Here is a 24506-nt window from a genome sequence, read left to right as displayed (position 1 = left end):
GCCGTGTCAACCGGCCCGATTACACGGCAGATCGCTTGCTGGAAGGCGTGTTCTACAGGGCGTCGTGGGTCCAGCGGCCGGCGACGAGCGTGCTGGCGACGGCGGTGGCGCGCAGCGCGCCGGCCAGCGCCACCGGGTCGTGCGCCGCCGCGTCGTCGTGCGCTGCCGGCAGCGCGAGCGGGTCGACGTCGAGCAGGGCCAGGTCGGCGGGGCCGCCGACGGCGAGGTCCAGCGGCCGGCCGTCGGCGGACGCCTCGAGGGCGGCGCGCACGTCGATCCGCTGCTCCGGGTGCCAGGGCGCGCGGCCGTCACGCGACCGGGTGACGGCGGAGGCGATCGCGACCCACGGGTCGAGCGGGGCGACGGGCGCGTCCGACCCGAGGGTCAGCGGCACGCCCGCGGCACGCAGCTCTGCCAGCGGGAACGCGCGCGCGGTACGGCCGGGCCACAGCTCCTCGGCGACGTCGCGGTCGTCCATCGCGTGCTCGGGCTGCACGCTCGCGGTGACGCCCAGCGCGGCGAACCGCGCCACGTCGTCGGGGCGCAGCAGCTGTGCGTGCTCCACCGACCCGCGGGCTCCGGACGCCTCGAACGCGTCGAGGGCGAGGGAGTTCGCGCGGTCGCCGATGGCGTGGATCGCGCACCGCAGGCCGGCCGCGTGCGCGCGGGCCATGAGGGGCGCGAGCCGGTCGGTCGCGATGTTGAGGATGCCGTGCGCGTCCGGGCCGGCCACACCCGCGTACTCCTCGAAGCAGAACGCCGTGAGCGTGTTGAGCGACCCGTCGCTGATCACCTTGAGCGGACCCTGCGTCACGAGGTCGGACCCCGCGGGATCCCCGAGCGGGTCGCCGTGCCGCAGCCCGGCGCCGAGCACCGCGTCCAGGTGCTGCTCCCAGACGCCGGCGCGCACGCGCAGGCCGTCCCAGCCGCCGGCCACCCGCCGGCGCCACGCGGTGAGGTTGTCCGCCACCTCGAAGTCGACGACGCCGACGACGCCGCGCGCGGCGGCCGCGCGCGCCGCGTCCACCACCAGGGCGTCCGCCACGGCGTCGTCCACCGTGACGATGCGCGGGCTGGCGGGCATCCACTCCTCCTCGCGCAGCAGGCCGGTCGGGTGCTCCGCGATGCCGAGGAAGCGCAGGCCCGCCGTCGACGCCCACGCGCTGTGCAGGTCGCCGGACAGCAGGACGACCGGCACGTCGCCGGCAACCGCGTCGAGCACCGCGGCGGTCGGGTCGTCCGGCCAGGTGGCCCACCGGAAGCCGTAGCCGACGAGCGGCGTGCCGCCGGTGGGCGGCGCCGCCCGGTCGAGGCGGTCGCGCACCAGGGCCGCGGCGTGTGCCGCGCTCGTCGCCGCCGACACGTCGAGGCGCTGGCGCACCATCGCCCACTGCGTGAGGTGCGTGTGCGCGTCCCACAGGCCGGGGACCACGGTGCGGCCGTCGACGTCGACCCGCTCCGGCACAGCGCTCACCTGCACCGGGGCGGGGGCGCCCGCCGGCGTCACCGCGGCGATCCGGCCGTCGTCGAGCAGGACGTCGACGGGCCGGTCGGGCCGGCCGGCGAGGCGGGCGTTCGTCAGGAGCAGCGCGGGCACGGGGCCCACCGTAGACGGCGGGCGTCGCGGGAGTCAGGCGCCGCCGGCGGCCTGCACGCGGAGCGCCTCGACGACCAGCGCGTGGTCGTCGGCCTGCGCCAGACCGGACACGGTGACGACACCGACGATCCCGACGCCCTCGACCCGCACGGGGAACGCGCCGCCGTGCGCGGCGTACTCCTGCAGGGGCAGCTGCTGCAGGGTGTTGAAGTCCTGACCGCTCGCCCGGGCGCGCAGGCCCACCAGGAACGACGACGCCCCGAACCGCTCCACGACGCGCACCTTCCGCTGCACCCACGAGTCGTTGTTCGCGGTGGTTCCCTCGCGCGCCGCGTGGAACACCTGCTGGGTCCCCTTGCGGACGTCGACCGTCACGGCCAGGCCGCGCTCGGTGGCGAGCTCGACGAGCAGGCAGCCGAGCTGCCACGCGTCGTCGTGCGTGAACCGGGTGAGCACGAGCTCGCGCTCCTGCTGCTCCACCTCGGCGACCAGGGCTGCGACATCCTCCGTGTTCCCCATGGGCACAGCGTCCCACGCCCGGCGCCCGGCGGGTCGTGCACGGCGCGTCCGGGAGGTCGGGCCGGCACGGGTCGGTACCGTCGCCCGGGTGACCCGACTGGTGCTCGTCCACGGCCGTGACCTCGACGGACGCGACCCGGAGTCGCTCGAGGCGGAGTGGCTCGGCGCGCTCGGCGCGGGCCTCGCGGCCGCGGGGTCCCCGCTGCGGCCGACGGACGACGACGCGTCCTTCGTCTACTACGGCGACACCCTGGAGCGGCTGGTCGACGGTGGCACGCCGCCCCCGGTGACGGTGCACGCGCTGGCCGCCGACCCGGCCGCGCTCCCCCGGCTGGTGCGCGCCCTGCCGGACGGCGAGCTGCGGTTCGTGCTCGACGTCGCGCGCGAGGTCCTCGCGGCCGCCGGGCACCGGCCCGCCGGTCCGTCGCCCGCCCCACCAGCCGTCGAGACGTCGGTCGAGGCGGAGGGGGTGGTCGGAGACGCCCTCGTCGACGCCCTCGTCGCGACGCTGGCCCTTGTGGACCGCTACGTTCCCGGCGTCAGCGCCGCCGTCCTGCTCACGCTGACCCGGGACGTGTACGCCTACCTGCACGACGACGCCGTCCGGCGGGTGATCGACGCGGGCCTCGCCGACGCCCTGGCCGATGCGACGTCGGGCGTCGAGCCCGCCGTCGTCGTCGCGCACTCGCTCGGCAGCGTCGTGGCGTACTCGGTGCTGTCCGCCCGCACGGGCGGCCCGGACGTGCCGCTGCTGCTCACGCCGGGCTCGCCGCTCGGCATCCGGGCGGTCCGGGAGGCGGTGGAGTCCCGCGCGCCGCTGGCGTTCCCCGCGCGGGTGGGGCGCTGGGTGAGCCCCCGCGACCCGCGCGACCTGCTCGCGCTGCACGACCTCGCGCCCGACGTCTTCCCGCTGCCTGCCGGGTCGCCGGGGATCGAGGCCCTGCGCGTGACCAACCGGGCCCCGGGGTTCCACGCCGCGGCGTACCGCCTCGACGACGGTTCCTGGGCGGGCTACCTGGCGCTGCCCGAGGTCGCCGGGCCGGTCGGCGCGGCGCTGACGTAGCGCTCGCTCGCCGTCGTGCCGCGGGACGACGACGCACCGCTACACCGCTACGTCGCGGCGCCCCGCCCGACGTCCCGCCAGCCCGGGAGCACCCGCTCCAGCGCGTCGAGGAGCTCGATCGAGCTGCCGTCCTTGCCGCCCGCGCCCAGGATCATCGGCGGGCGCTGGGGCTCGACCCGCGCGCCGCGCACCCGGTCGAGCAGCGTCAGCGGCGCGGTGAGCACGTAGAACGTGCCGTCGGTCGTGACCGCTGCCGTGCGGTCGTGCCGCAGGTACCAGCCGCGCAGCGACGTGCGCGCCGTCCCGCGCCCGCCGTACCCCTTGACCTCCAGCGGCCCGGGCACCAGCCCGGCGTCCGCCGCGGCCCGGACGAAGTCGCGCAGCAGCGCCTCCGCCTCCGTGTGCTCGGCGTCCTGCCGCGCGCGCAGACGCTCCGCCTGCACGCGTGCCGCCTCCGTGCGCTGCGCCGCCCAGTCGTCGCTCACCCGGGCATCCTCCCACCCTCGCGAGCTGTCAGGACGTGCGCCGGGTATACCGCGCGCACGTCCTGACAACTCGGGGCAGGGGCGGGTCAGAGCTCGCGCTCCGCGTAGGCGACGAGGGCGTCGCGCACGAACGTCGCGCCCTCGGTGCCGCCGTAGTTCTTCGCGAACCGCGGGTCGGCCACGTACATCTCCGCCAGGCCCACGACGTACTCCTTCGTCGGCCGCCCCCGGTCGGACCCCGGCGTGCCAGGGACGCCGCCGAGCCAGGCCGCGTGCCGGGCGGCGAGCGCCTGCGCCTCGTCGGACGTCGGGTCGACGCCGCGGCGGGCGGCGTCGCCCCAGGCGTCGGCGAGCTCCTTCGTGCGCGTCTGCCACTCCTTCTGCTTCTCGGCCCCCAGCCCGCGCCACCACGCGTCGCTCGTCGCGTACGCGTCGGCACCCCACCTCTCGGTCACCTCCACCTCGTACTGCGTGTGGTCGAAGCCGTCGAGCATGTCCTCGGCCATGAGCTGTTCTCCCCTCTCGATCGCGGTCACGGTCCGTTCCACCGACGCGATGCGCCGGGTCAGCCGGTCCTGCTCGGCGCGCAGCTGGTCGAGGTGCCGGCGCAGCGCGCCGGCCTCGTCCGTCTGCTCGTCGAGCACCCGGCCGATGTCGGTCAGCGGCAGGCCCAGGTCGCGCAGCAGCAGGATGCGCTGCAGGCGCCGGACCGCGGCGTCGTCGTAGTGGCGCAGCCCGCCGGTGCCGGTGCCCGACGGCGGCAGCAGACCGATCTGGTCGTAGTGCCGCAGGGTGCGGCTGCTGACGCCCGCGAGCCGGGCGACGTCCTGGATGGAACGGGTCATGACGTCGACGGTAGAGGTTGACGCCGCGTCAACCGCAAGGCGGTAGATGAGGACCTTCTCCTCCGCATCTCATGCGGGGGTCACCGACGGCCCGGAGGATCGTCGTCATGAGCAACCGCGCCGCACGCCGCCTCGCCGTCCCCGCCGCGCTCGCCCTGGCGCTCGGCCTGACCCTCACCGCCTGCGCCGACGACGACGGCGGTGCGCCCGCCGACACGCCCGCGACCTCCGCCGCCGAGGGCACCGCGACCGACGACGCGACCGACGACGACACGACCGACGACATGACGTCCCCGAGCGCGTCCGCCGCGCCGGAGCACCGCACGGCCGCCGGGCTGCTGGCGATCGCCACCGCGGAGAAGAAGGCGGGCGGCACCGCCTACGCCATCGACGACCCGGACCGCGACAACACCTGGGAGGTCGACGTCGCCACCGGCACGATCAGCGTCGAGGTCGAGGTCAGCGCCGACGGCACCGAGGTGGTCCGGACCCAGGAGGACGACCTCGACGCCGACGACCGTCGCGCGCTGGCCGACGCGACGGTCTCGATCACCCGGGCGATCGAGCGGACGGTCGCGAAGTCCGGCGGCGACCTCGACGACGCGGAGCTCGACGAGGACGACGGCCGGTACCACTGGTCGGTCACGGTGCTGGTGGACGGCGTCGAGACCGACTACCGCGTCGGCACCCAGGACGGGAAGGTCGTCCAGGAGCGCGACGACGACTGACCCGCCGGCCAGGCGTCGCCCCGGGCACCCTCAATCACCCCCGGCGCCCGTTGACCGCCCGTGACGCCGGTGGGTCACTGGAGTCATGGCCACTGGAGCGACGGCCCGTTCGATCGACACCGACTACCTGGTCGTCGGCGCCGGGGCGGCCGGGATGGCGTTCGTCGACGCGATCGTCGACCACGACCCGACCGCGCACGCGACGCTCGTCGACCGGCGCGCGGCCGCGGGCGGTCACTGGCTGGACGCGTACCCCTTCGTGCGCCTGCACCAGGCGTCGCAGTTCTACGGGGTCGCGTCGACCCGCCTCGGCTCCGGGAGCGTCCAGGAGTCGGGCCCCGAGCGGGGGATGCACGAGCGCGCCACCGGCCCCGAGATCTGCGCCTACTTCGCCGAGGTGCTCGAGGAGCGCCTGCTGCCGACGGGGCGCGTCGAGCTGCTCCGCGGCGTCGAGTACCGCGACGGCCTGCTCGTCGACCTCGCGTCGGGGAACGTCGTCGAGCCGCGCGTGCGCCGGCGGGTGGTCGACGCCCGCTACCTCGCCCCGTCCATCCCCGCCGTCGGCCCGCCGCCGTTCGACGTCGACGAGGACGCCCGCGTCGTCCCCGCAGGCGCGCTGCCCGACGTCGCGGACGCCGCCGCGTACGTCGTCGTCGGGTCGGGCAAGACGGCGACCGATGCCGTGGTGTGGCTGCTCGGGCGCGGCGTGGACCCGGACGCGATCCAGTGGGTGCGGCCGCGGGACCCGTGGATGCTCGACCGCGCCGCGGTGCAGCCGGACCCGGCCGTCTTCCTGGGCATGGCGGGGACCCTCATGGCCGCGGCCTGCGACGCCTCGTCCGCCGACGAGCTCTTCCTGCGCCTCGAGGACGCCGACGTGATGACGCGCATCGACCCGGCGGTGATGCCGACCATGGCCCGCACACCGACGCTCGGGCGATGGGAGCTCGAGCTGCTGCGGTCGGTGACCCGCGTGGTCCGCGACGGGCACCTGCGCCGCGTCGAGCCACGGCGGCTGGTGCTCGACGGCGGCGAGGTCGCGGTGCCGCACCGCGCAGTCGTCGTGCACTGCGCGGCGTACGGCCTGCACGTGCGCCCGGCGCTGTCGATCTGGGGCGAGCGGATCACGCTGCAGTCGGTGCGGGCGGGGTTCCCACCCTTCTGCGCGGCGCTGATCGGCTACGTGGAGGGCACCCGCCACGAACGGCCGGACGCCGAGAAGAACGCCCTCTGCCCGCCGACGCCCTACTGGAGCACGCCCGCCGACTGGGCGGCCATGCAGGGCCGCGGCGCGCGGGCGGCGGCGACGTTCATGGCCGACCCGGACGTCGCCCTCTGGGCGCACTCCGTGCTGCTCAACCCCGCCCGCGTGCCGCCCGAGGAGTCCGCACGACCCGAGGTCCGCGCCGCCGTCGAGCGGTACCTCGAGTACGCCCCCGCGGGCATCGCCGGGCTGGAGCGGATCGGCCGGGACGCCGGGGTCCGGGTCTGACGGGTCCCACGGGTCCGACGGCGCGCTCGCCCTCAGCCGGCGAGCACCTCCCGCAGCCGCGTCGCGAACGCCGCCGGGTCGTTGCCCGGCGACCACTCGTTGGACGCGAAGCCGCCGTGGTCGCCGGGGAAGTGGACGGGCTCGACGCCGAGCGCCGCGGCCAGCGCCTCTCCCCCGCGGCGCGGCATCGTGCCGGGCCCCTGCTCGCCGACGGCGGGCACCAGCCGCACGGTGGTGCCGCGCAAGGCGTCGAGGTCGGGCTCGAACCAGGGCAGGGCCTTCATGTTGCCGTTCAGCAGCAGGTCGTCCCGCGAGCCGTCGTCCTCGGTGGGCAGGCCGAACGCCGCCGGGTCGGGCGCGGGCTGCGTCAGGTAGTCCTCGGTGAGCGGCGCGTCCTGCATGGAGACCTGGATGAACTTCGCCATCGCGGGGCCGAAGCCGTCCCGCTGGTACGTCTCGACGATGTCCTGCGTGACCTCGCGCTGCACGTCGCGGTCCTCCAGGAGCGCCCACAGCGGGGGCTCGTGCGCCACGACCGTGCCGAGCTCTTCGGGGTGGGCCACGACCCACGGCAGTACGTTGACGGCGCCGCCGCTGGAGGCGAACACGTCGACCGGCCCGTCACCGACCAGCTCGCGGGCGGCCTGGACCACCCGGTGGAAGTCGTCGGCGTGGAGCTCCACCGACACCTCGCCGTCGGGGGCGAGCGTGCTCCGCTCCGTGCCGCGCGGGTCGTACGTGACGACGGCGCGGTCGTCGAGGTGTCCCGCGAGCTGGACGAACCCCGACGCCGCCATCGGCGAGCCGAGCAGGAACAGCGGCGGGTGCCCCCCGGGGGTGTCGGGGAGGCGGACGTCGTAGGTGAGGACCGCGCCGGGCACGTCCACGGTGAAGGTCTGCTGGGTGCTCATGGGCATGCCTCCGTCGGCATCGAGGGACGCGGCGATCGTGCCGCACCCCTCTGACACCCGCGCGGCGGGGAACTCATCGGCCCCCTGTCAGCGACCTGCGTCGCTTGCCCTGCTCGTCGCGCGGGACCGGTCGGCGGCGCGTCATGCCAGGGCCTGGAGGCTGCCCCCAGGACCGCGCCGTCCACAGATTCGCGGCCGGCGTCGCCCCGCGGTAGCGCCGCGCCGCAGGCTCGGTCCCGGACGCCCGTCCCGCACCCTGGAGCCCGAGGAGCCCGAATGCCCGTCGCGACCACACCGCCGCCCCCGCTGCCGGCACCCCGGCCTGCGCGGTTCGTCCCGCCCGAGCTCGTCGACCTGCACTCCGCCTGGAGGCGCGAGCGCGAGCTCGCGTCCCGCGAGGACCACGCGCACCACGGCACCCTGGGCGGGTCGTGTCCCGGCCGCCACGGCTGGTTGCTCGACGACGGGCTCGACGTGCTGCTCGAGCCCGTGCTCACCGGCTCGACCACCCCGGGGTTCTACCCGTTCGTCGCGCTCGACGAGCGCACCGCCGCCGGGCTGCTCGAGCGGCTCGACGAGGTGGAGCTGGCGACCCAGCGGCAGAACCTCGGTCCCTCGCTGGGCGCCGTGCTGCGGGCCGTCGTGCGGCACCCCGGCCGGGTGCGTGCGCAGGGGTACGTCGTCGGACCGCTGCGCTGCGACGAACGCATCACCGTGACGGGGGTGCTGCTCCGGCCGGGCCGGGACGTGGGGCCCGAGCCGCCGCGCGGGCCGGACGACGCGAGGGCCGACGTCCTGCGCGCTCTCGCCCGGCTGGGCATCGACGACATGCACGCACCCCCGGACGAGGTCGCGCCCTGGCGGGGGCGACGGCCGGACGACGGAGCGCCTGCGGGGACGGACGAGCCGTGGTTCCGCGCCTGGTGGGACTGACCGGCGGGCGGGCGGGGGCGAGCCGTGGCGGCGAGCCGCGCGCCTCCCGGACCGACCCTGTGGATAACCCCGGTGCGGTCGGGACCGTCGTCGTTAGCGTCGTCCCCGCGCCCCGGCGCAGGCAGGGACGACCCGACGACGGACCAGGACAGGGACGGGATGACGCAGCTCGACCTCGAGACCACGACCCTCGCCGCGGCGGGCACCGACGTGCGCGGCGCCGCGGTGGCGCTCCACGACGTGTCCAGCGGCGTGCTGGTCGCGGCGGCGACACCCGCCGCGAGCGGCGACGCCGGGCTGTCGGCCGCCCTGCAGGACCTCGCCGCGGCCTGGCGGGCCGCCGACCAGGCCCTCGTGGACGAGCTCGGGACGCTCGCTGCCGGGCTCGCCCGTGCCTCCGAGGTCTTCGAGGGTGCGGAGCGCACGACGACGCACGACCTGGCCGCGCTGCTCGTCGGACCCCGCCCCGGAGGCGACGCATGACGCCCGTCGCCCGGGAGGGCGGCGGTCCCGGAGGTCGGCTCGCGCCACCGGCCGGCGAGCTCCGCCCGCTCCCCGGCAGCCCGCCCGCCCTGGTCGACGCCGCCGCCGTCGTGGAGCGCGTCGCTGCCGGTCTCGAGGACTCGCGCACCCGACTGCTGCGGGTGCGATCGGCGCTCGACGGCCAGCGCAGCACGGCCGTCGAGCGGGCGCGCGAACGGGTCACGGCAGCGGGCGACGCCGCCCGGACGAGCGGCGGGATGCTCGAGGCGGCGGCCGCCACCCTGCGGCGCCACGCCGCGACCCTCGGCGACGCACAGGCAGCGGCGCAGCGGGCGCTCGCCCTCCGTGCGGACGCGCTCGGCCGGGAGGCCCGGTGGCAGGCGGAGGCGGACGAGGCGCGTCGTTCCACGTGGAACATCGCCGCGGCCGGCGGTGCCGCGCCGGGTGCCGGTGAGGCGGGCGCGGCGCGGTCGGGAACGGCGTGGCCCGGCGCGGCGTGGTCGGGCGCGGCGTGGTCGGGCGCGCCGGCGCTGCCCGCCGACCCGGCGCGCGCCCACCTGCGGCTCGCCGCCGCCGAGCGAGAGGTCGCGGCGGCTCGGGCGGACGTCGCGGCGGCGGAGGCGCGCTGGCGCGCGGCCCGAGAGACGAAGGACGAGGCCTCGCGGCAGGCGGCTGCCGCGCTGGCGTCGCTCGCCGACGTCCGCGCGGTCCGCTCGATCACGGCGGCCGGCGCGGACCCGGCCGGCTTCCAGGCCTCCGGCGAGGCCGCGCGGTCGGTCGTCGCGCTGCTGCCGCGCGCCACGTCGGGCGGGGACGCCGCAGCACGACGCGCGGTGCGCGACGACCTCCGACACGTCCTGACCGCGCACGCCGACGACCCCGCGTTCTGGGCCGTCTTCTGGGACGACGCCTCCCCCGCACAGCTCTACGAGGCTCTGGTCCCCCGCGGGCCGGGAGCCGCCGGCGTCCCGGCCGGGCTCGGGGGCGCGCTCGGCGGTGCGCTCGGCCCGGCCCTGGACGTCGAGCTGGCGCGGGCGCTCGGCGCGGGCATCGGCCTGTGGGCGCAGACGGCGTCGCCCGCGGAGCAGGGCGACCTGGGGCGTCGGGTGGTCGGCGACGTCGCGGCCGGCGCGGGCTCGCCGCTCACGCCGGCCGACAGGGCGGAGGTCGCCGTCGCCCTGCTCCCCGCGTCGCTGCCGGCGGCCGTCCACGCGGGGGCCGACGACGCGCTCGACGCCTGGTGGAGCGAGCGTGCGCCCCTCGACGGGTCGTTCACCGTCCTGGCGCCGCTGGTCGTCGCGGTCGCCGCGGGCCTCGCCGCACACCCGCGGCTGGCGTTCGACCGGCTCGCGCCCGCCGACGAGGGGCTCGTCGGCCCGTCGGTCGCGCGGTGGCTCGGCAGCGTGCCCCGCGCCGGGTGGCCCGACGGCGGCCGCGCCGTCGCGCACGCCTTCGCCACCGCCGTGGACGTCGGAGCGGCGTCCCCCGACCGCGGCGACCAGGCGCGCGCGGCACTCCTCGTCTCGCACGCGACGGAGGCCTTGCCGGTCGGCCTGCTCCGGACCCCGGGGCTGGCCGACGACGCGGCAGGGTACGTCGCCGTCGCCTACGAGCCCTACGTCCCGGTCATCGGTGACGTCACCCAGGCGCAGAACCCCACGTCCGGCAAGGCCGGCGTCGAACCGGTCCCCGCCCCCGGGGTCGACCCCGACGCCGAGGTGGCGCCCGACCTCGGCAACCGTGTCCCGCTCGTCGTGCAGCCCGAGCTCGACGTCTTCGCCCTCCGCGACGTGATCGGGGCGACGTCCCGCACGCCGGGCGCGGCGGCGGCCTGGCTCGGGGTGACGGACCGCTACGCGGGGTGGGTCCTCGAGCAGGCCACCTCGGAGGGCTTCGACGAGGACTCGGGGCCTCGTGTCCCCCTGGTCCAGGAAGCCCTGTCCGACATCGGCGGCGTGACGGGCGGGATGCAGGCCCAGACCATCGACACGGCCCGGGCCCAGGTGGACACCCGCGAGACCGTGCTCGCCCTCGCCGGCACGGGCGTCGGCTACCTCAGGTTCGGCAGCAGGGTCGTGACGGAGGCCGTGGGGCTGGCGAGCGGGCCGGCGCTGTCGCTCTTCGACCCCGAGGCCCCGCTCGACGACGCCCGCGAGCGGATCTGGTCCACCGAGCACGGGCTGATCGACCGGTACGCCACCGACCTGTACGACGGCGTGGTCCAGCACGACCTCGGCCTCGGGCTGACCCCCGACGCCGCCGCGGAGCGGAGCTCCGGGCTCACGCCGGACGGCAACGGCTCAACTCCCGCCACGCTGTTCGACGCCTCCTTCGACCACCTGTCCGACCCCGCGGAGGACGACCGATGAGTACCGCGACGCACCGCGTCCTCGCCAACCCCAGCGTGACCCCGCTCCTGGTCGTCACCCTCGTGGTGACGGGCCTGTTCCTCTGGCACCACCTCGGCCGGGACGCGTGGCGGGACTGGCAGCGCGACCGGGCGATCGCCGAGGCCGCCCACTGGAGCCCGGAGCCGTGGGGGCTCACCGCGGACGAGTTCCCCGGCCACGAGGCGACCGCGCTGCCCGTGGACACGTCGCGGATGACGACGAGGCGGCAGCCGGGGTGGAGCGTCTCGGCGGTCATGCACGACCCGCTCGGGCCCCTGTTCGCCGGCGGCCTCGCCGGCGCCCGGTTCGCGACCACGAGCGACGTCGTGCGTCCCTGGATGGACCGCGAGGACGGCCTCTACCCGGTGGACGCCACCTCCGGCGTCGACGTGGACGGCGTCCAGATGATCATGTTCGTCACCGTCTCCCCGGACGGCCCGTACACGCTCGCAGACCAGGGCAGCGCGGTGTGGCAGCTGCAGTACGAGGCGGAGAGCGCCGCCGAGCACGGGCTCCACGACGACTCGCTGGTCTGGAACCCGGACGGCACGGTGCGGTCCGTCGAGTACGTCGGGCGCCTGCCCGACCCCGCCGAGCGGTACCGCCTCGAGCTCGACGAGCTCGGACCGTTCGGCCTCACCACCCACCAGCGCGGCGCGGACGGCCAGGAGTTCCGCACCACGTCGCTGGCCACGGTCGCCGGTGGCGCCTTCGTCGCGGTCGGGGTCCTCGTCCCCGACGGCGTGGAACTCCCCGCCGACCTGGCGCCGGAGGTGCTGCTGGATCGACTGGCGGACGAGGTGCGCGCGGACCCGCCGTCGTTCCCCGCCACGGACGGGGCGGCCTCGGGCGCTCAGGCCGAGTCGCGCACCACGAGGGAGGTGGGCAGCGTGATGGCGGCGGGCTCCTGACCGTCGACGACCTCCAGCAGCAGCCGCACCATCTCGGCGCTGATGCGCTCGTAGGGCTGCCGCATCGTGGTCAGCGGCGGGTGCAGCTGCGCGGCCACGCCGGAGTCGTCGAACCCGCCGACGGCGACGTCGCCGGGCACGCTGCGGCCCGCGGCCTGCAGGGCGACCAGGGCGCCGGCGGCCATGAGGTCGGAGTGCACGAACACGGCGTCGACGTCGGGCCGCCGCTCGAGCAGCTCGGCCATCGCGAGGCGCCCGCTCTCGCGGGAGTAGTCGCCGTGCACGACCAGCTCGGGGTCGTAGGCGTCGCCCAGCACCTCGCGGTACCCCTCGAGGCGCAGCACCCCGCCCGGTGTGTCCATCGGGCCGGTGATGGTGGCGATGCGCCGCCGGCCGGTGTCCCACAGGTGCTGCGTCATCGTGCGACCGCCGGACCGGTCGTCGGCGGCGACGTACCCGACCTTGCCCTCGTACCCGAGCGGGACGCCGCACGCGACGGTGGGGATCTCGTGGCGCAGCAGCTCCCCCATCATGGGGTTGCCGCGGTGGGAGCTGATGAGCAGCACCCCGTCCACGTGCCCGGCCTCCAGGTACTGCGCCACCCGACGCCGTTCCTCTGCCGTGCCCGCGACGAGCAGCACCATCGGCATCTCCCGCTCGGCGGCGGCGTGCGTGGCACCGCGCAGCAGCAGGGAGAAGTTGGGGTCCTCGAACAGCAGGTGCTGCTCCTCCGTGAGGAGGAAGGCGACGGAGTTGGCGCGCCCCGTCACCAGGGAACGGGCGTGCGGGTTCGCGCGGTACCCCGTGGTGCGGATGGCCTCCTCGACCGCGGTCCGCGCGTCCGGCGACACCCAGTGCCCGCCGTTGATGACCCGCGAGACGGTGCCCCGCGACACCCCCGCGACCGCCGCGACGTCGCGGATCGTGGGGCGCTTCGCCCGGCCGTCGTCGGCCCCGTGCCCGCCCGTTCCTTCCACGCCCGCGAGTCTAGGGACACGGGCGGCCCCGACCTGACCGGCACGAGGACGCGTCACGACTTCACCGCGCCCGCGGCGAGGTCCACCTGCCAGAACCGCTGGAGCGCGAAGAACAGCGCGACGAGCGGCACGATCGACAGCAGCGCGCCGGTGATGACCAGCGTGTACATCGCGGGCTGGCTGGCGCCCTGGTTCAGCAGGCCGGACAGGCCCACCGTGATCGGGAACAGCTTGTCGTCGCCGAGCATGATGTACGGCAGCATGAAGTTGTTCCAGATCGCGACGAACTGGAAGAGGAACACCGTCACCAGGCCCGGCACCAGCATCGGCACGGCCACCTGGAAGAACGTGCGGGTCTCGCTCGCGCCGTCGGTCCGGGCGGCCTCGACCACCTCGTCCGGCACGGCCGCGGCCGCGTAGATGCGCGCCAGGTAGATGCCGTACGGGCTGATGATGCTGGGCAGCAGCACCGACCAGTACGTGTTGGTGAGGTCGAGCTCGGCCAGCAGCAGGTACTGCGGGATCGCGAGGACGATGGCGGGCACGAGCACGCCCGCGAGCAGCACGTTGAACACCACGTTCTTGCCGGCGAACGTGTACTTCGCCAGGCCGTACCCGGCCATCGCCGACACGAGCGTGGAGGCCGCCGCGCCGACGCCGGCGTACAGGGCGGTGTTGAGCATCCACCGCCAGAACAGCCCGTCGCGGTAGGCCGCCAGGTCGGCCACGTTGTCGGCCAGGTGGGTGGACGGCGCGAACGTGAAGCTGGAGAACAGCTCCGACCCGGACTTCGTCGAGGCCACCACCACCCACACCACGGGCAGGAGGCAGTACAGGGCCCCCAGCAGGAGGACGGCGGTCGCCACGGCGGACGGCCGTTCGCCGGCGCCGCGCCAGATCCGGCGGCCCTTCGCGGCCGGGCGGCGGACGTCGGAGCGCGCCGCCGGGGCGTCGGCGGGCAGCGGGCTGGTCAGCGTCGTCATGGTCACTTCTCCTGGCCGAAAGCGCGGCCCTGCACGAGGCGCAGGAAGCCGAACGAGAGCACGAACGTCGCCGCGGCGATGATCACCGAGGTCGCGGCGGCCGAGTACAGGTCGCCGCGCGTGAACGCGTCGCGGTACACCTTCATCAGCGGTGTCCAGGTGGTCGAGATGGCGTTGCTCAGCGGGCGCAGCGTGGTGGGCTCGGCGAACACCTGGAGCGTCGCGATCATCGAGAAGACGGCGGTCATGATGATCGACGGCGTCACGATCGGGATCTTGATCCGCAGGGCCACCGCCACCTGCGAGGCGCCGTCCAGCTCGGCCGCCTCGTACAGCTCCGACGGCACCGCCTTGAGCGCCGTGTAGATGACGATCATGTTGAACCCCGTGCCGCCCCAGACGGCGATGTTCGCGACGGCGAACATCACGAGGTCGCCCTCGAACAGCGACGGCACGCCCCACCCGAACCGCTCGAACAGGTCGTAGAACGGGCTGACGCCGGGCAGGTAGAGGAAGCCCCACAGCAGCGACGAGATCACGGCCGGCACCGCGTAGGGCAGGAAGATCGCCGTGCGCGAGAACGTCCGCGCCCGCGCGCGCCGCGAGTCGAGCAGCAGCGCGAAGAGCAGCGCCAGGCCGAGCATCGTCGGCACGACGATCAGCCCGTACAGCGCCACGCGCCCCACGGACGCGAGGAACTCCGGGTCACCGAGCGCGGCCGCGTAGTTGGACAGCCCGGCCCACTCCTCCGTGCGCGAGCCCGAGCCGAGGCCCAGCCCGCTCACCTTCTCCGTGCGGAACGACAGGTAGACCGCGTACGCGATCGGCAGCGCCAGGAAGAGGACGAACAGCACGATCGCGGGCGCGAGGAAGCCCCACGGGGCGAGGCGGCGCCGGCCGGACGTGCTGGGCCCGGTCGCGCGGGCCGACGTCGCGACGGTGGTCGTGGTCATCTCAGGCTTCCCTCTCGGTTCTGCGCGGATCGTGCTCGACGGCGACCGTGGTCGACGCGGGTCGGGCCGCCCGGGGGGATCTCCCGGCCCGGGCGGCCCGCGTCGTCACTCGCTGACGTTGAAGCCCTGGCTCTTCAGGTCGTCGAGCGTGATCTGCTGCATCGCGCCGACGGCGTCGACGAACGCGCTGGCCGTCTTGGCCTTGGTGGCCTTGGCGAACTCGTCGTTGTACGCCGAGTAGGCGACGTTGATGTTCGGGCCGTAGGTGAAGGGCTGCACGGTCTGCGCCGTCTGCGCCGCGACCTCGTAGAAGTCGGGCTGGTTGGAGAAGAACTCCGGCGGGTCGCTCAGCGCCTCCGTGCTCGCGGGGACGTCGGCCGGGTAGATGCCGGTCTCGTCCACGAGCGCCTGCACGGCCTCCGGGGCGGTGTTGAGCCACGTGACGAACTCCGCGGCCTGCTCCGGGTGCTCCGACTGCGAGGTCACCGCGGTGGCCGAGCCGCCCCACGCGCCGGTGGCGGGCGCGTCGGCGTCCCACTGCGGCATCGGCGCCATCTCCCACTTCCCGGCGGTGTCGGCGGCGTTGCCCGACAGGACGCCGGGCGCCCAGATCGCCGACAACCAGCCCACCTGGGTGCCGTCGTTGAGGCCGGCGTTCCACTCGGGCGTGTACATCGGCCTGTTGTCGATGACGCCCTCCTCCACGAGCCCGCCCCAGTACTCGGCGACCTTCGTCGTGGCGTCGGAGTCGATGTCCACCGACCAGGCGTCGCCGTCGATCCCGTACCAGGACGCCCCGGCCTGCTGCGTGATGCCGGCGAACCAGCCCGCGTCGTTGGCGGAGAACGTGCCGAGGTAGGACTTCGGGTCGGCCTCGTGCACCTTCCGCGCCGCGTCCGCGTACTCGTCCCACGTGGTGGGCACGTCGATGCCGAGCTTCTCGAAGATGTCGGCCCGGTAGTAGAACTGCATCGGCCCGGAGTCCTGCGGCACCGCGTAGACGGCGTCCGACCCGAGGGTGACGGCGTCCCACACGCCGTCGGCGAAGTGCCCGGCGACGTCGTCGCCCAGCGAGCCCGAGAGGTCCGCGAGCGCGTCCGAGGACACCAGCTGCGGGATCTTCTGGTACTCGGCCTGCATGATGTCCGGCGCGCCCGAGCCCGCCTTGATCGCGGTGAGCAGCTTGGTGACCGCAGGGTCGCCGCCGTCCTGCTTGTTCACCGTGACCGTGATGTCGGGGTGCTCGGAGTTCCAGAGGTCGACGACCTTCTCCATGTGGGGCGTCCACGTCCAGAAGGTGAGCTCGACGGGGCCCGCGGCCGACCCGCCGTCGTCCGAGCCGGCGTCGTCGCCGCCGGAGCAGGCGGACGCGAGCAGCGCGGTGGCGGCGGCGAGGGCCGCGATCCGGGTGCCTGTGGTCAGGCGCATGACTCCTCCTCGTCAAGGACCATCGCACCGCCGCGTCAGGCTGGGAGCGCCGGGCGACTCACGACAGTGTGGCTGTGCACGGTCACAGTAGCGACACGCCTCCTGGGATTGTCAACTTCAGGTTTCGTGGTGTTATCTAGTCGTCGCCGGTCACAATGACTGTGACCGAGCACAGCACGCCGAGCACAGCACCGACGCGAGGAGCCTCTTCCATGCCCGACGCCACGCCCCTCGACCCGCCTGGTGGCACCCCCGCCCGGACCACGCCCTTCCGCCCCGGCCTGGACTTCGACGGCTGGCTGCCCGGCATCGGCGAGATCTCCTACGGCGGCGACTACAACCCCGAGCAGTGGCCGGAGGAGGTGTGGGCGCAGGACGTCGCGCTCATGCAGGAGGCCGGCGTCAACCTCGTGAGCGTCGGGATCTGGAGCTGGGCGCTGCTCGAGCCGCGCGAGGGCGAGTACGACTTCGGCTGGCTCGACCGCCTGCTCGACCTGCTGCACTCCGGCGGCATCCGCGTCGACCTCGGCACGCCCACCGCGTCACCGCCGGCGTGGTTCTTCCGCACCTACCCGGACTCACGGGTCGTGACACGCGAGGGCACCGTGCTGGAGTTCGGCTCCCGGGGCGCCGCCGCGCCGTCGTCCCCCGCCTACCGCCGCGCCGCCACGCGGATCGCCGGCGCGCTGGCGGAGCGCTACGGCTCCCACCCCGCGGTCGTGCTGTGGCACGTGCACAACGAGTACGGGGCCCCCGTCTCCGACGACTACTCCGACCACGCGCAGCGCGCCTGGCGCCTGTGGCTGCGCGCCCGGTACGGCACGCTCGAGGCTCTCAACGCGGCGTGGGGCACTCGCTTCTGGGGCCAGGTGTACGGCAAGTGGGAGCACGTCGTCGCGCCGTCGGCCACCCCGACCGTGGCCAACCCGGCCATGCGCCTCGACTACGCGCGGTTCACCGACGCGATGCTGCGCGAGTGCTTCGTGGCCGAGCGCGACGCGATCCGCGCGCACTCCGACGTCCCGATCACCACGAACTTCATGGCGACGGCGTGCCCGTCCACCGACCTGTGGGCGTGGGGCCGCGAGGTCGACGTCGTCTCCGACGACCACTACCTCACCGCGGCCGACCCGCGCGGCCACGTCGGCCTGGCGATGGCCGCCGACCTCACGCGCTCCGTCGCGGGCGGCAAGCCGTGGCTCCTGCTGGAGCACTCCAGCTCGGCCGTGAACTGGCAGCCGCGCAACGTGGCCAAGCGTCCGGGCGAGGAGCGCCGCAACGCCCTGTCGCACCTCGGCCGCGGCGCCGACGGGATCCTGTTCTTCCAGTGGCGGGCCTCGCGCAGCGGAGCCGAGAAGTTCCACTCGGCGATGCTCCCCCACGCCGGGACGGGCAGCCGGGTCTTCCGCGAGGTGTGCGCCCTCGGCGCCGAGCTCGGCGGCCTCGCCGAGGTGCGCGGGTCTCGCGTGCGCGCCGACGTCGCGCTGCTGTGGGACTACGAGTCGCACTGGGCGCAGGACCTCGAGTGGCGGCCGAGCGTCGACGCGTCGCACCGCGAGCGCACCGAGGCCTTCTACGACCGGCTGTGGCGCGACGGGCTCACCGTCGACATGGCCCACCCCGAGCAGGGCCTGTCCGGCTACCGCCTCGTCGTCGCGCCGGCGTCGTACCTGCTCACGGCGGCCGCGGCCGACAACCTCACGCGGTACGTCGAGGGCGGCGGCACGCTGCTCGTCAGCTACTTCAGCGCCGTCGTGGACGAGCACGACCGCGTGCACGAGGGCGGCTACGGCGCGCCGCTGCGGCGGGCGCTCGGCCTCACGGTCGAGGAGTTCCTGCCGCTGCGGGAGGGCGAGACGCTCGGCGTCGCCGGCCTGGCGGACGGCGCGCTGACCGGCGACGTGTGGGCCGACGACCTGGCGCTCGACGGGGCGCAGGTCGTCGCCACGTACGACGGCGGCCCGCGGCCCGGCGCCGCGGCGGTCACCCGGAACGCCCTCGGCGCGGGCACCGGCTGGTACGTCTCCACCCGGCTCGACGTCGACGCGCTGGCACCCCTCATGGCCCGGGTGTACGACGACGCCGGCCTCGCGCCCGCGGGTCTGCCCGCGGAGCTCGAGGTCGTGCGCAGGCACGGGGAGGACGCCGTGTTCACCGTCGCGCTCAACCACGCCGACGCCGACGCCAAGCTGCCCGACGTCGCGCCGGGCTCCACCGACCTGCTCACCGGGGAGGACGTCGCAGGCTTCGTCGTCGTCCCCGCCGGCGGGGCGCGCGTGCTGCGCACCGCCCACCCCCGCTGACCTTCCAACAAGCGATCCGTCGCGCCATCCATCCGGTTGCCGCGAGGGATCGCTTGTTCGAAGGCGGTTTCTTGCTCACCGATCGGAAGGACGATGATGTCGCACCGCACCCGCACGATCACCACGAGCCTGCTCGCCGCCGCCCTGGCGGCCGCCCTCGCCTCGCCCGCGGTGGCCGCGCCCGGCGGCCGGTCCGCCGTCGAGCCCGCGAACGCCGGCTTCTCCGGCCTGGACGGGTGGACCGTCGCCGGCGACACCTCCGCCGCGGCGGCGGAGGCCGGGGGCCGCACCGGCGACCGGCTGACGCACTGGTCGGACACCCCGTACGAGGTCACGACGTCCCAGCGCCTCGGCCGCCTCGGCACGGGCTGGTGGACGGGGAGCGCGTGGGTGAAGTCCGGCGGGCTGGGCACCTCGACGTTGTCCCTGACCTGCACGGACGGCACGTCGGGTACCGCCACGCTGCCGCAGACGCTGCAGGACGACGCGTGGGTGCGCGTCGCCGTCTCCGCGAAGAGCCGCGGCGGCGACTGCACGCTCGCGGTCACGACGTCGGACGACGCGGGCGGGGCGTGGGCGAGCGTCGACGACGTCGCCGTCGAGCGCGGCCGGGTGACGCGCGAGGTGCGCGGCGGCGACCTCTCCGGCCTGGCGAAGAACGAGGACCACGGCGCCACGTACGCCGACGTCGACGGCACGCCCGGCGACGCGGTGGAGATCCTCGCCGACCACGGCATGAACCTCGGCCGCCTCAAGGTGTGGGTCGACCCGGCCGACGGCTACAACGAGGTGACGCACGTGGTCGAGACGGCGCGACGGATCCAGGCCGCCGGCATGGACGTCATGGTCGACTTCCACTACTCCGACCGGTGGACCGACCCGGGGGCGCAGGGCGTGCCGGCCGCGTGGGCGGGGTCGAGCGTCACCACGATGACCGACCGGCTCGCCGCGCACACCCGCGAGGTGATGACCGCCCTCGTCGACGCGGGCGTCGACGTCGCGTACGCGCAGGTGGGCAACGAGATCAACCCCGGCATGCTGTGGCCGTACGGGCAGACGTGGGACGTCGACCCCGACGACGGCGTCGCCGACGCGCAGTGGGACGCCCTCGCCGGGTTCCTCACCGCCGGGCACGACGCGGTGAAGGCCGTCTCGCCGTCGACGCGGACGATCCTGCACCTGACGAACATCAACAACGGCATCGACTCGCTCACCTGGTGGTTCGACGAGGTCACCGCGCGCGACGTGCCGTTCGACGTCGTCGGGCTGAGCTACTACGGCTACTGGCACGGGTCGCTCGCCGACCTGCAGGGGGCCGTCAGCACCCTGTCCGCCCGCTACGACCGCGACGTCATGGTGGTCGAGACGGCGTACCCGTTCACGCTCGAGGACGACGACCCGGCCTGGGAGAACGTCATCGCGTCCGAGAGCCAGCTCGTCGACGGCTACCCCGCCACGCCGGAGGGCCAGGCGGCGGCGTTCCGCGCCGTGCAGGACACGGTCGCCGCCGCCCCCGGCGGTCGTGGGCTCGGCGCCGTCTACTGGGAGCCGGCCTGGACGTCCGTCGACGGCAACGGCTGGGACCCGGAGGACCCGGCCTCCGGCAACGCGTGGGAGAACCAGGCGATGTTCGACCACGACGGGCGCCTGCTCGCGCCCGTCGCGGCCGAGCTCGCCGCCGACTGACCGACGGGGGACGGCCGGGTCAGCAGGTGGCGAGCAGCGCGGGCACCAGGGCAGTGTTGAGGTCCGACTCCAGCGACGTCAGGTCGCGGCCGGTGAGGGCCACGGTCACCTGCCTCTCGGCGTCCGGAGACGTCAGCGTGATGCTGAGCGTGCCGAACGACGCGCCGTCGTGCCCGTACAGCCACGCGCCCTCCTCGCACGGGTCGGGCAGGCGGTACACGCCGAGGCCGTAGTCGGGCAGCGTCTGGCTGCCGACGGTGCGTGGCGTGAGGACGTCCGTCACGGTCTCCGGCTCGAGCAGGTCGCCCGTCACCAGCGCCTCGGTGAACCGCTGCAGGTCCTCCGTGGTGCTGGTGACGGCGCCCGCCGAGCCGAAGAGGCTGGGGTCGAAGCCGTCGAGCCCGTACCACCCGGCACCGAGGTCGCCGGTGTATGCGGCCTCACGGAGGAACGGGCCGCGGTAGCCCGGGTCGTCGGGGTACGCGGAGTGCCGCATCCCGGCAGGCTTGAACACGCGCTTCTCCAGCAGCCGCTCGACGCTCTGCCCGGTGGCGTGCTCCAGCGCGAGGCCCAGCAGCACGTAGCCGGCGTTGGAGTACGAGGCGTCGGTGCCGGGCTCGAACAGCCACGGCTGGTCGTCCATCGCGGCGAGGTGGTCCGCCGCCGTGTACTCCTCGCCGAGGACGTCGAAGAACTCGTCGTAGTCCTCCGGGTCGGTCATCCGGCTCGCGGCGAGCGCCGACAGGTGGTCGGGCAGGCCCGCGCGGTGCGTGAGCAGCAGCTCGAGCGTGACGTCGTCCTCGTAGGCGTCGGGGACGACGGCGGCCGCCTCGGGCACGACGTCGACCACCGGGGTGTCGAGCGTCCACGTGCCCTTCTCGACCTCCTGCAGCACGAGCGTCGAGACCATCATCTTGGTGTTGCTCGCGACGCGGAACCGGTCCTGCGACCGCGCCGGGCCGTGCCCGTCCAGCCGACGCGCGCCGTCGGCGCCGCTCCAGTGCAGGCCCGGGGCGTCGACGCGCCCGACCACCCCGATCGGGACGCCCGCCGCCGTGTCCGCGAGCGCCTGGTCGAGCGCGTCCGTCACGGCGTCGTCCCCGCCCGACGTCTCGCTCGGCGCGCTGAACGTGCGGGCGCTCGCCCGCCGCTCCGCCTCCGCGACGGCGTCGGCCACCGCCTGCGCGACGGACGACCGGTCCTCGTCGAGCGCGGCCGACGGCGGTGCGGAAGGCTGCGGCCGCTCGTCCGCGCCGGCGGGCAGCGCGCCGAGGCCCAGCGCGAGCGCGGCGGCGGTCGTGACGGTCAGGGGCGTGCGCATGCGACGACGCATGGGGTCTCCTTCGTCCTGGGTGTCGGTGCCCCCACCCTCGCAGGGCGACCGTCCGGGCGGATCCGTCGGGCGACGGAGATCCGCCGTCGTCGACCTCCACCGTCCGCCGGACCCGGCGGTCACGAGAGTTGTCAGGACCAGGTGCACCAGAACCTGAGCGTGGCCCTGACAGGTCCGTGGCGGTCAGAGCTCGCGGAGGCGGGCGGCGGCCTCGTCGCGACGACGGGTGGCGTCCGTGAGGGTGCGCTCGGCGCGCTGTCGGGCGACGACGGCGCCGCGCAGCTCGGCGTCGACGGTCGCGGCCTCCTCCTCCAGCTCGTCGAGGCGGCGGCGGACGGCGTCGCGCTCGGCGTCGGTGCGGCGCGCGATCCCCTCGATGCGGCCGACCTCCGCGGCGGCGGTGCTGCCGGCGTCGCGCGCGGCGGCGACGTCGTCCTCCGCGTCGGCGAGCGCCTGCTCCGCCTCTTGCCGGGCCGCCACCCGCGCGGCCTCCTTCTCGGCCGCCGCGTGGTCGTCCTTCCGCGAGGCGGCCCGACCGCGGCCGCCGCGCGCCGCGCGCGGCAGGTCGGGCACGGCGTGCAGGTGCCGCGACGGCGCGCCGTCGTCGTCGACGGGCGCGATGCCGAGCGCGTCGGGGACGGCGACGGCGGACGCGACGTCGGCCCGCCCGATGCCGGTGGCCTGCAGCGGCCCGACCAGCAGCCCGCTGCGGACGGCGCGGCCGGCGTCGGCGTCGATCATCGCGGCGGTGAGCGTGGCCTCCACCTGTGCCAGGACGGCGCCGGACACGGTCGTGCCGGCCTCGACGGCGAGGGAGCGTGCCCGCGCCGCGACCGCGGCGACGAGCTGCCGCCGCTGCCGCGTGAGCTCGCGCAGGCGCTTGCCGTCGAGGTCGTCCTGCGCCTCGCGGAACGCGGCGCCGAGCTCGACCACCTGCTCCACCTGGTCGGCCTCGGCGCGCGCGAGGAGGTTGACCACCCAGGCCGCCGTCGACGGCTTGCGCAACCGCTTCACCCGGTCGGCCGCCTCGTCCTCGCCGTCGTCGCGCAGGGCGGCGGCGCGGGCGTCGCGCGCGGGGACGAACTCCGCCGGCTCGAGGGCGTAGAGCTCCCCGGCGACGTCGGTCAGCAGCTCCGCCAGCGTGGGCACCCTCCGAGAATCCGGAACGCCGCACGCCACCGCAACCCCACCGACGGGAGCTGTCAGAGAGAGGCGGGGCTGGAGCACGGCCTGGCCTCTGACAACTCGTCCTAGGATCGTTTCGATCCCCCATGACCGAGAACCTTCCTCCCGCGCCGGCGTCCGCCATCACGCCACCCGTCGACGAGCGTCGCGCCACGATCATCCTGGTCGCGATGGCGCTGTCGACGTTCCTGTTCGTCACCGTCGAGTCGCTGCCGTCCGGCCTGCTCACCCTCATGGCGCCCGACCTGGGTCGGTCCACGTCCGAGATCGGCCTGCTCGTCACCGGGTACGCGTTGGTGGTGCTGATCACCACGGTGCCGCTGGCGCACTGGGCGCGACGCGTGCCGCGCCGGTGGGTGCTGTCCGCGTGCGCGGGCGTGGCCGCCGTCGCGACGCTGTGGGCCGCGCTCGCGCCGAGCTACGAGCAGCTGCTGGCCGCCCGCCTGGTGACGGCGACGGCGCAGGCGCTGTTCTGGGCCGCCGTGGTGCCCGCGACGACCGGGCTGTTCCGTCCCGTGGTCCGCGGCAGGGTGATGACGCGCCTCGCGCTCGGGAACTCGCTCGCCCCGGTGCTCGGCGTGCCGGCGGGCACGTGGCTCGGCGAGCACACGTCGTGGCGGTGGACGTTCGCGGCCGTCGCGGTGCTCTCGCTCGTGGTGACGTTCGTGGTCCTGGCGCTCTTCCCGACGATGGCGCCGTCCGAGGGCGGCGCCAGCCGCGCGCCGCACCCGAGCCGACGCCGTTTCCTCTTCCAGATGGTCACGACCGGCCTCGTGCTGACGGGCGCCTTCGGCGTCATCACGTTCGTCACGCAGTACTTCATCGAGGTCACCGGGTTCGAGCAGTCGGACATGGCCAGGCTGCTGCTGCTGCAGGGCGCGGCCGGGGTGGTGGGCACGATCGTGGTGGGCCGGTTCATCGACGCCCGCCCGGTGGCGGTGCTGCTCGTCGCGCTCGCCGTGCTCACCGTCGCACTCGTGAGCCTGTGGGCGTTCGGCGCGCACCCCGTCGCGGCGGTGGCGTCGCTGGCGCTGTTCGGGTTCTCGTTCTCGTGCGTGCCGCCCGCACTGTCCCACCGCGTGATGCTCGTGGCGCCCGGGTCGACCAACATGGGGGTGGCGATCTCGTCGTCCATGTTCAACGTGGGCATCGCGGCCGGATCGGGCCTGGGCGCGGCCCTCGTCGCCGCCGTCGGCGTGCACGTCGTGCCGCTCGCGAGCGCCGTCGTCGTGCTCCTGGCGCTGCTCGTCGCCCTCGCCGAGGAGCGCTTCAGCCCGGCCCTGCCGGGCGCGCGCTGACAG

Annotated in this window: 21 protein-coding genes; 10 read left to right on the top strand and 11 right to left on the bottom strand. The window is 75.2% G+C overall.

Features of this window, described 5'->3' with window-relative positions:
• Positions 1-52: 52 nt before the first annotated feature.
• Positions 53-1597 (bottom strand): amidohydrolase, encoded by a 1545-nt coding sequence (locus ACFQ8T_RS19955; protein WP_430548217.1) that lies wholly within the window; start codon positions 1595-1597, stop codon positions 53-55.
• 33 nt (positions 1598-1630) lie between these two features.
• Positions 1631-2116: a heme-degrading domain-containing protein gene (locus tag ACFQ8T_RS19950; protein ID WP_429765451.1), complete on the bottom strand. Its 486-nt coding sequence runs from the start codon at positions 2114-2116 to the stop codon at positions 1631-1633.
• Positions 2117-2204: 88 nt separating this feature from the next.
• Here ACFQ8T_RS19950 and ACFQ8T_RS19945 point away from each other — a divergent pair, with 88 nt between their 5' ends.
• Complete coding sequence (locus ACFQ8T_RS19945; protein ID WP_430548216.1) at positions 2205-3179, top strand: hypothetical protein; 975 nt, start codon at positions 2205-2207, stop codon at positions 3177-3179.
• A 47-nt stretch (positions 3180-3226) separates the two neighbouring features.
• On the opposite strand, the gene ACFQ8T_RS19940 is transcribed toward ACFQ8T_RS19945, so the two are convergent.
• Positions 3227-3664, bottom strand: coding sequence for a hypothetical protein (locus ACFQ8T_RS19940; RefSeq protein WP_430548215.1), 438 nt, complete (start codon positions 3662-3664; stop codon positions 3227-3229).
• 86 nt (positions 3665-3750) lie between these two features.
• A complete protein-coding gene (locus ACFQ8T_RS19935) occupies positions 3751-4509 on the bottom strand; it encodes a TipAS antibiotic-recognition domain-containing protein (protein WP_430548214.1) in 759 nt (252 codons plus the stop codon).
• Positions 4510-4616: 107 nt separating this feature from the next.
• Between ACFQ8T_RS19935 and ACFQ8T_RS19930 the strand changes: the two genes are divergently transcribed.
• Both ACFQ8T_RS19930 and ACFQ8T_RS19925 read left to right on the top strand, forming a co-directional pair.
• The gene (locus tag ACFQ8T_RS19930; RefSeq protein WP_430548213.1) at positions 4617-5237 is read left to right on the top strand and encodes a hypothetical protein; all 621 of its coding nucleotides are present in this window, start codon (positions 4617-4619) and stop codon (positions 5235-5237) included.
• Positions 5238-5322: 85 nt separating this feature from the next.
• Complete coding sequence (locus ACFQ8T_RS19925) at positions 5323-6729, top strand: pyridine nucleotide-disulfide oxidoreductase (protein ID WP_430548212.1); 1407 nt, start codon at positions 5323-5325, stop codon at positions 6727-6729.
• A gap of 32 nt (positions 6730-6761) precedes the next feature.
• On the opposite strand, the gene ACFQ8T_RS19920 is transcribed toward ACFQ8T_RS19925, so the two are convergent.
• Positions 6762-7640 (bottom strand): alpha/beta fold hydrolase, encoded by an 879-nt coding sequence (locus ACFQ8T_RS19920; RefSeq protein ID WP_430548211.1) that lies wholly within the window; start codon positions 7638-7640, stop codon positions 6762-6764.
• Between the two features lie 276 nt (positions 7641-7916).
• Between ACFQ8T_RS19920 and ACFQ8T_RS19915 the strand changes: the two genes are divergently transcribed.
• From ACFQ8T_RS19915 to ACFQ8T_RS19900, 4 genes are all read left to right on the top strand, one after another.
• Positions 7917-8573: a hypothetical protein gene (locus ACFQ8T_RS19915; protein WP_430548210.1), complete on the top strand. Its 657-nt coding sequence runs from the start codon at positions 7917-7919 to the stop codon at positions 8571-8573.
• Positions 8574-8732: 159 nt separating this feature from the next.
• Positions 8733-9056, top strand: a complete 324-nt coding sequence (locus tag ACFQ8T_RS19910; protein ID WP_430548209.1) for a hypothetical protein — start codon at positions 8733-8735, stop codon at positions 9054-9056.
• Positions 9053-11425, top strand: coding sequence for a hypothetical protein (locus ACFQ8T_RS19905; RefSeq protein WP_430548208.1), 2373 nt, complete (start codon positions 9053-9055; stop codon positions 11423-11425). Before ACFQ8T_RS19910 ends, ACFQ8T_RS19905 begins: the two co-directional genes overlap by 4 nt.
• Positions 11422-12357 carry a hypothetical protein gene (locus tag ACFQ8T_RS19900; RefSeq protein ID WP_430548207.1) on the top strand — a complete coding sequence of 312 codons (936 nt, stop codon included), beginning with the start codon at positions 11422-11424 and terminating at the stop codon, positions 12355-12357. The genes ACFQ8T_RS19905 and ACFQ8T_RS19900 overlap by 4 nt, the downstream gene beginning before the upstream one ends.
• Here ACFQ8T_RS19900 and ACFQ8T_RS19895 read toward each other — a convergent pair.
• The 4 genes from ACFQ8T_RS19895 to ACFQ8T_RS19880 form a co-directional block, all read right to left on the bottom strand.
• Positions 12300-13334, bottom strand: a complete 1035-nt coding sequence (locus tag ACFQ8T_RS19895; protein WP_430548206.1) for a LacI family DNA-binding transcriptional regulator — start codon at positions 13332-13334, stop codon at positions 12300-12302. The genes ACFQ8T_RS19900 and ACFQ8T_RS19895 overlap by 58 nt on opposite strands.
• Before the next feature lie 53 nt (positions 13335-13387).
• A complete protein-coding gene (locus ACFQ8T_RS19890; protein WP_430548205.1) occupies positions 13388-14317 on the bottom strand; it encodes a carbohydrate ABC transporter permease in 930 nt (309 codons plus the stop codon).
• Between the two features lie 2 nt (positions 14318-14319).
• On the bottom strand, positions 14320-15270 hold the full coding sequence (locus ACFQ8T_RS19885) for a carbohydrate ABC transporter permease (RefSeq protein WP_430548204.1): 951 nt from the start codon (positions 15268-15270) through the stop codon (positions 14320-14322).
• Between the two features lie 105 nt (positions 15271-15375).
• On the bottom strand, positions 15376-16698 hold the full coding sequence (locus ACFQ8T_RS19880; RefSeq protein WP_430548203.1) for an ABC transporter substrate-binding protein: 1323 nt from the start codon (positions 16696-16698) through the stop codon (positions 15376-15378).
• A gap of 212 nt (positions 16699-16910) precedes the next feature.
• Between ACFQ8T_RS19880 and ACFQ8T_RS19875 the strand changes: the two genes are divergently transcribed.
• Positions 16911-19001 carry a beta-galactosidase gene (locus tag ACFQ8T_RS19875; protein ID WP_430548202.1) on the top strand — a complete coding sequence of 697 codons (2091 nt, stop codon included), beginning with the start codon at positions 16911-16913 and terminating at the stop codon, positions 18999-19001.
• Between the two features lie 96 nt (positions 19002-19097).
• Positions 19098-20687 (top strand): arabinogalactan endo-beta-1,4-galactanase, encoded by a 1590-nt coding sequence (locus ACFQ8T_RS19870; protein ID WP_430548201.1) that lies wholly within the window; start codon positions 19098-19100, stop codon positions 20685-20687.
• Between the two features lie 19 nt (positions 20688-20706).
• On the opposite strand, the gene ACFQ8T_RS19865 is transcribed toward ACFQ8T_RS19870, so the two are convergent.
• Together ACFQ8T_RS19865 and ACFQ8T_RS19860 are read right to left on the bottom strand one after the other, a co-directional pair.
• A complete protein-coding gene (locus ACFQ8T_RS19865; protein ID WP_430548200.1) occupies positions 20707-22020 on the bottom strand; it encodes a serine hydrolase domain-containing protein in 1314 nt (437 codons plus the stop codon).
• Positions 22021-22203: 183 nt separating this feature from the next.
• Positions 22204-23169 (bottom strand): hypothetical protein, encoded by a 966-nt coding sequence (locus tag ACFQ8T_RS19860; RefSeq protein WP_430548199.1) that lies wholly within the window; start codon positions 23167-23169, stop codon positions 22204-22206.
• Positions 23170-23291: 122 nt separating this feature from the next.
• On the opposite strand from ACFQ8T_RS19860, the gene ACFQ8T_RS19855 reads away from it, so the two are divergent.
• Positions 23292-24503, top strand: coding sequence for an MFS transporter (locus ACFQ8T_RS19855; RefSeq protein ID WP_430548198.1), 1212 nt, complete (start codon positions 23292-23294; stop codon positions 24501-24503).
• Positions 24504-24506: the final 3 nt, after the last annotated feature.

Origin of the sequence: Isoptericola sp. NPDC056618 (assembly GCF_042792715.1) — a bacterium.
Classification (GTDB): Bacteria; Actinomycetota; Actinomycetes; order Actinomycetales; family Cellulomonadaceae; genus Isoptericola; species Isoptericola nanjingensis.
This window is presented reverse-complemented; position numbering and strand designations above follow the sequence as displayed.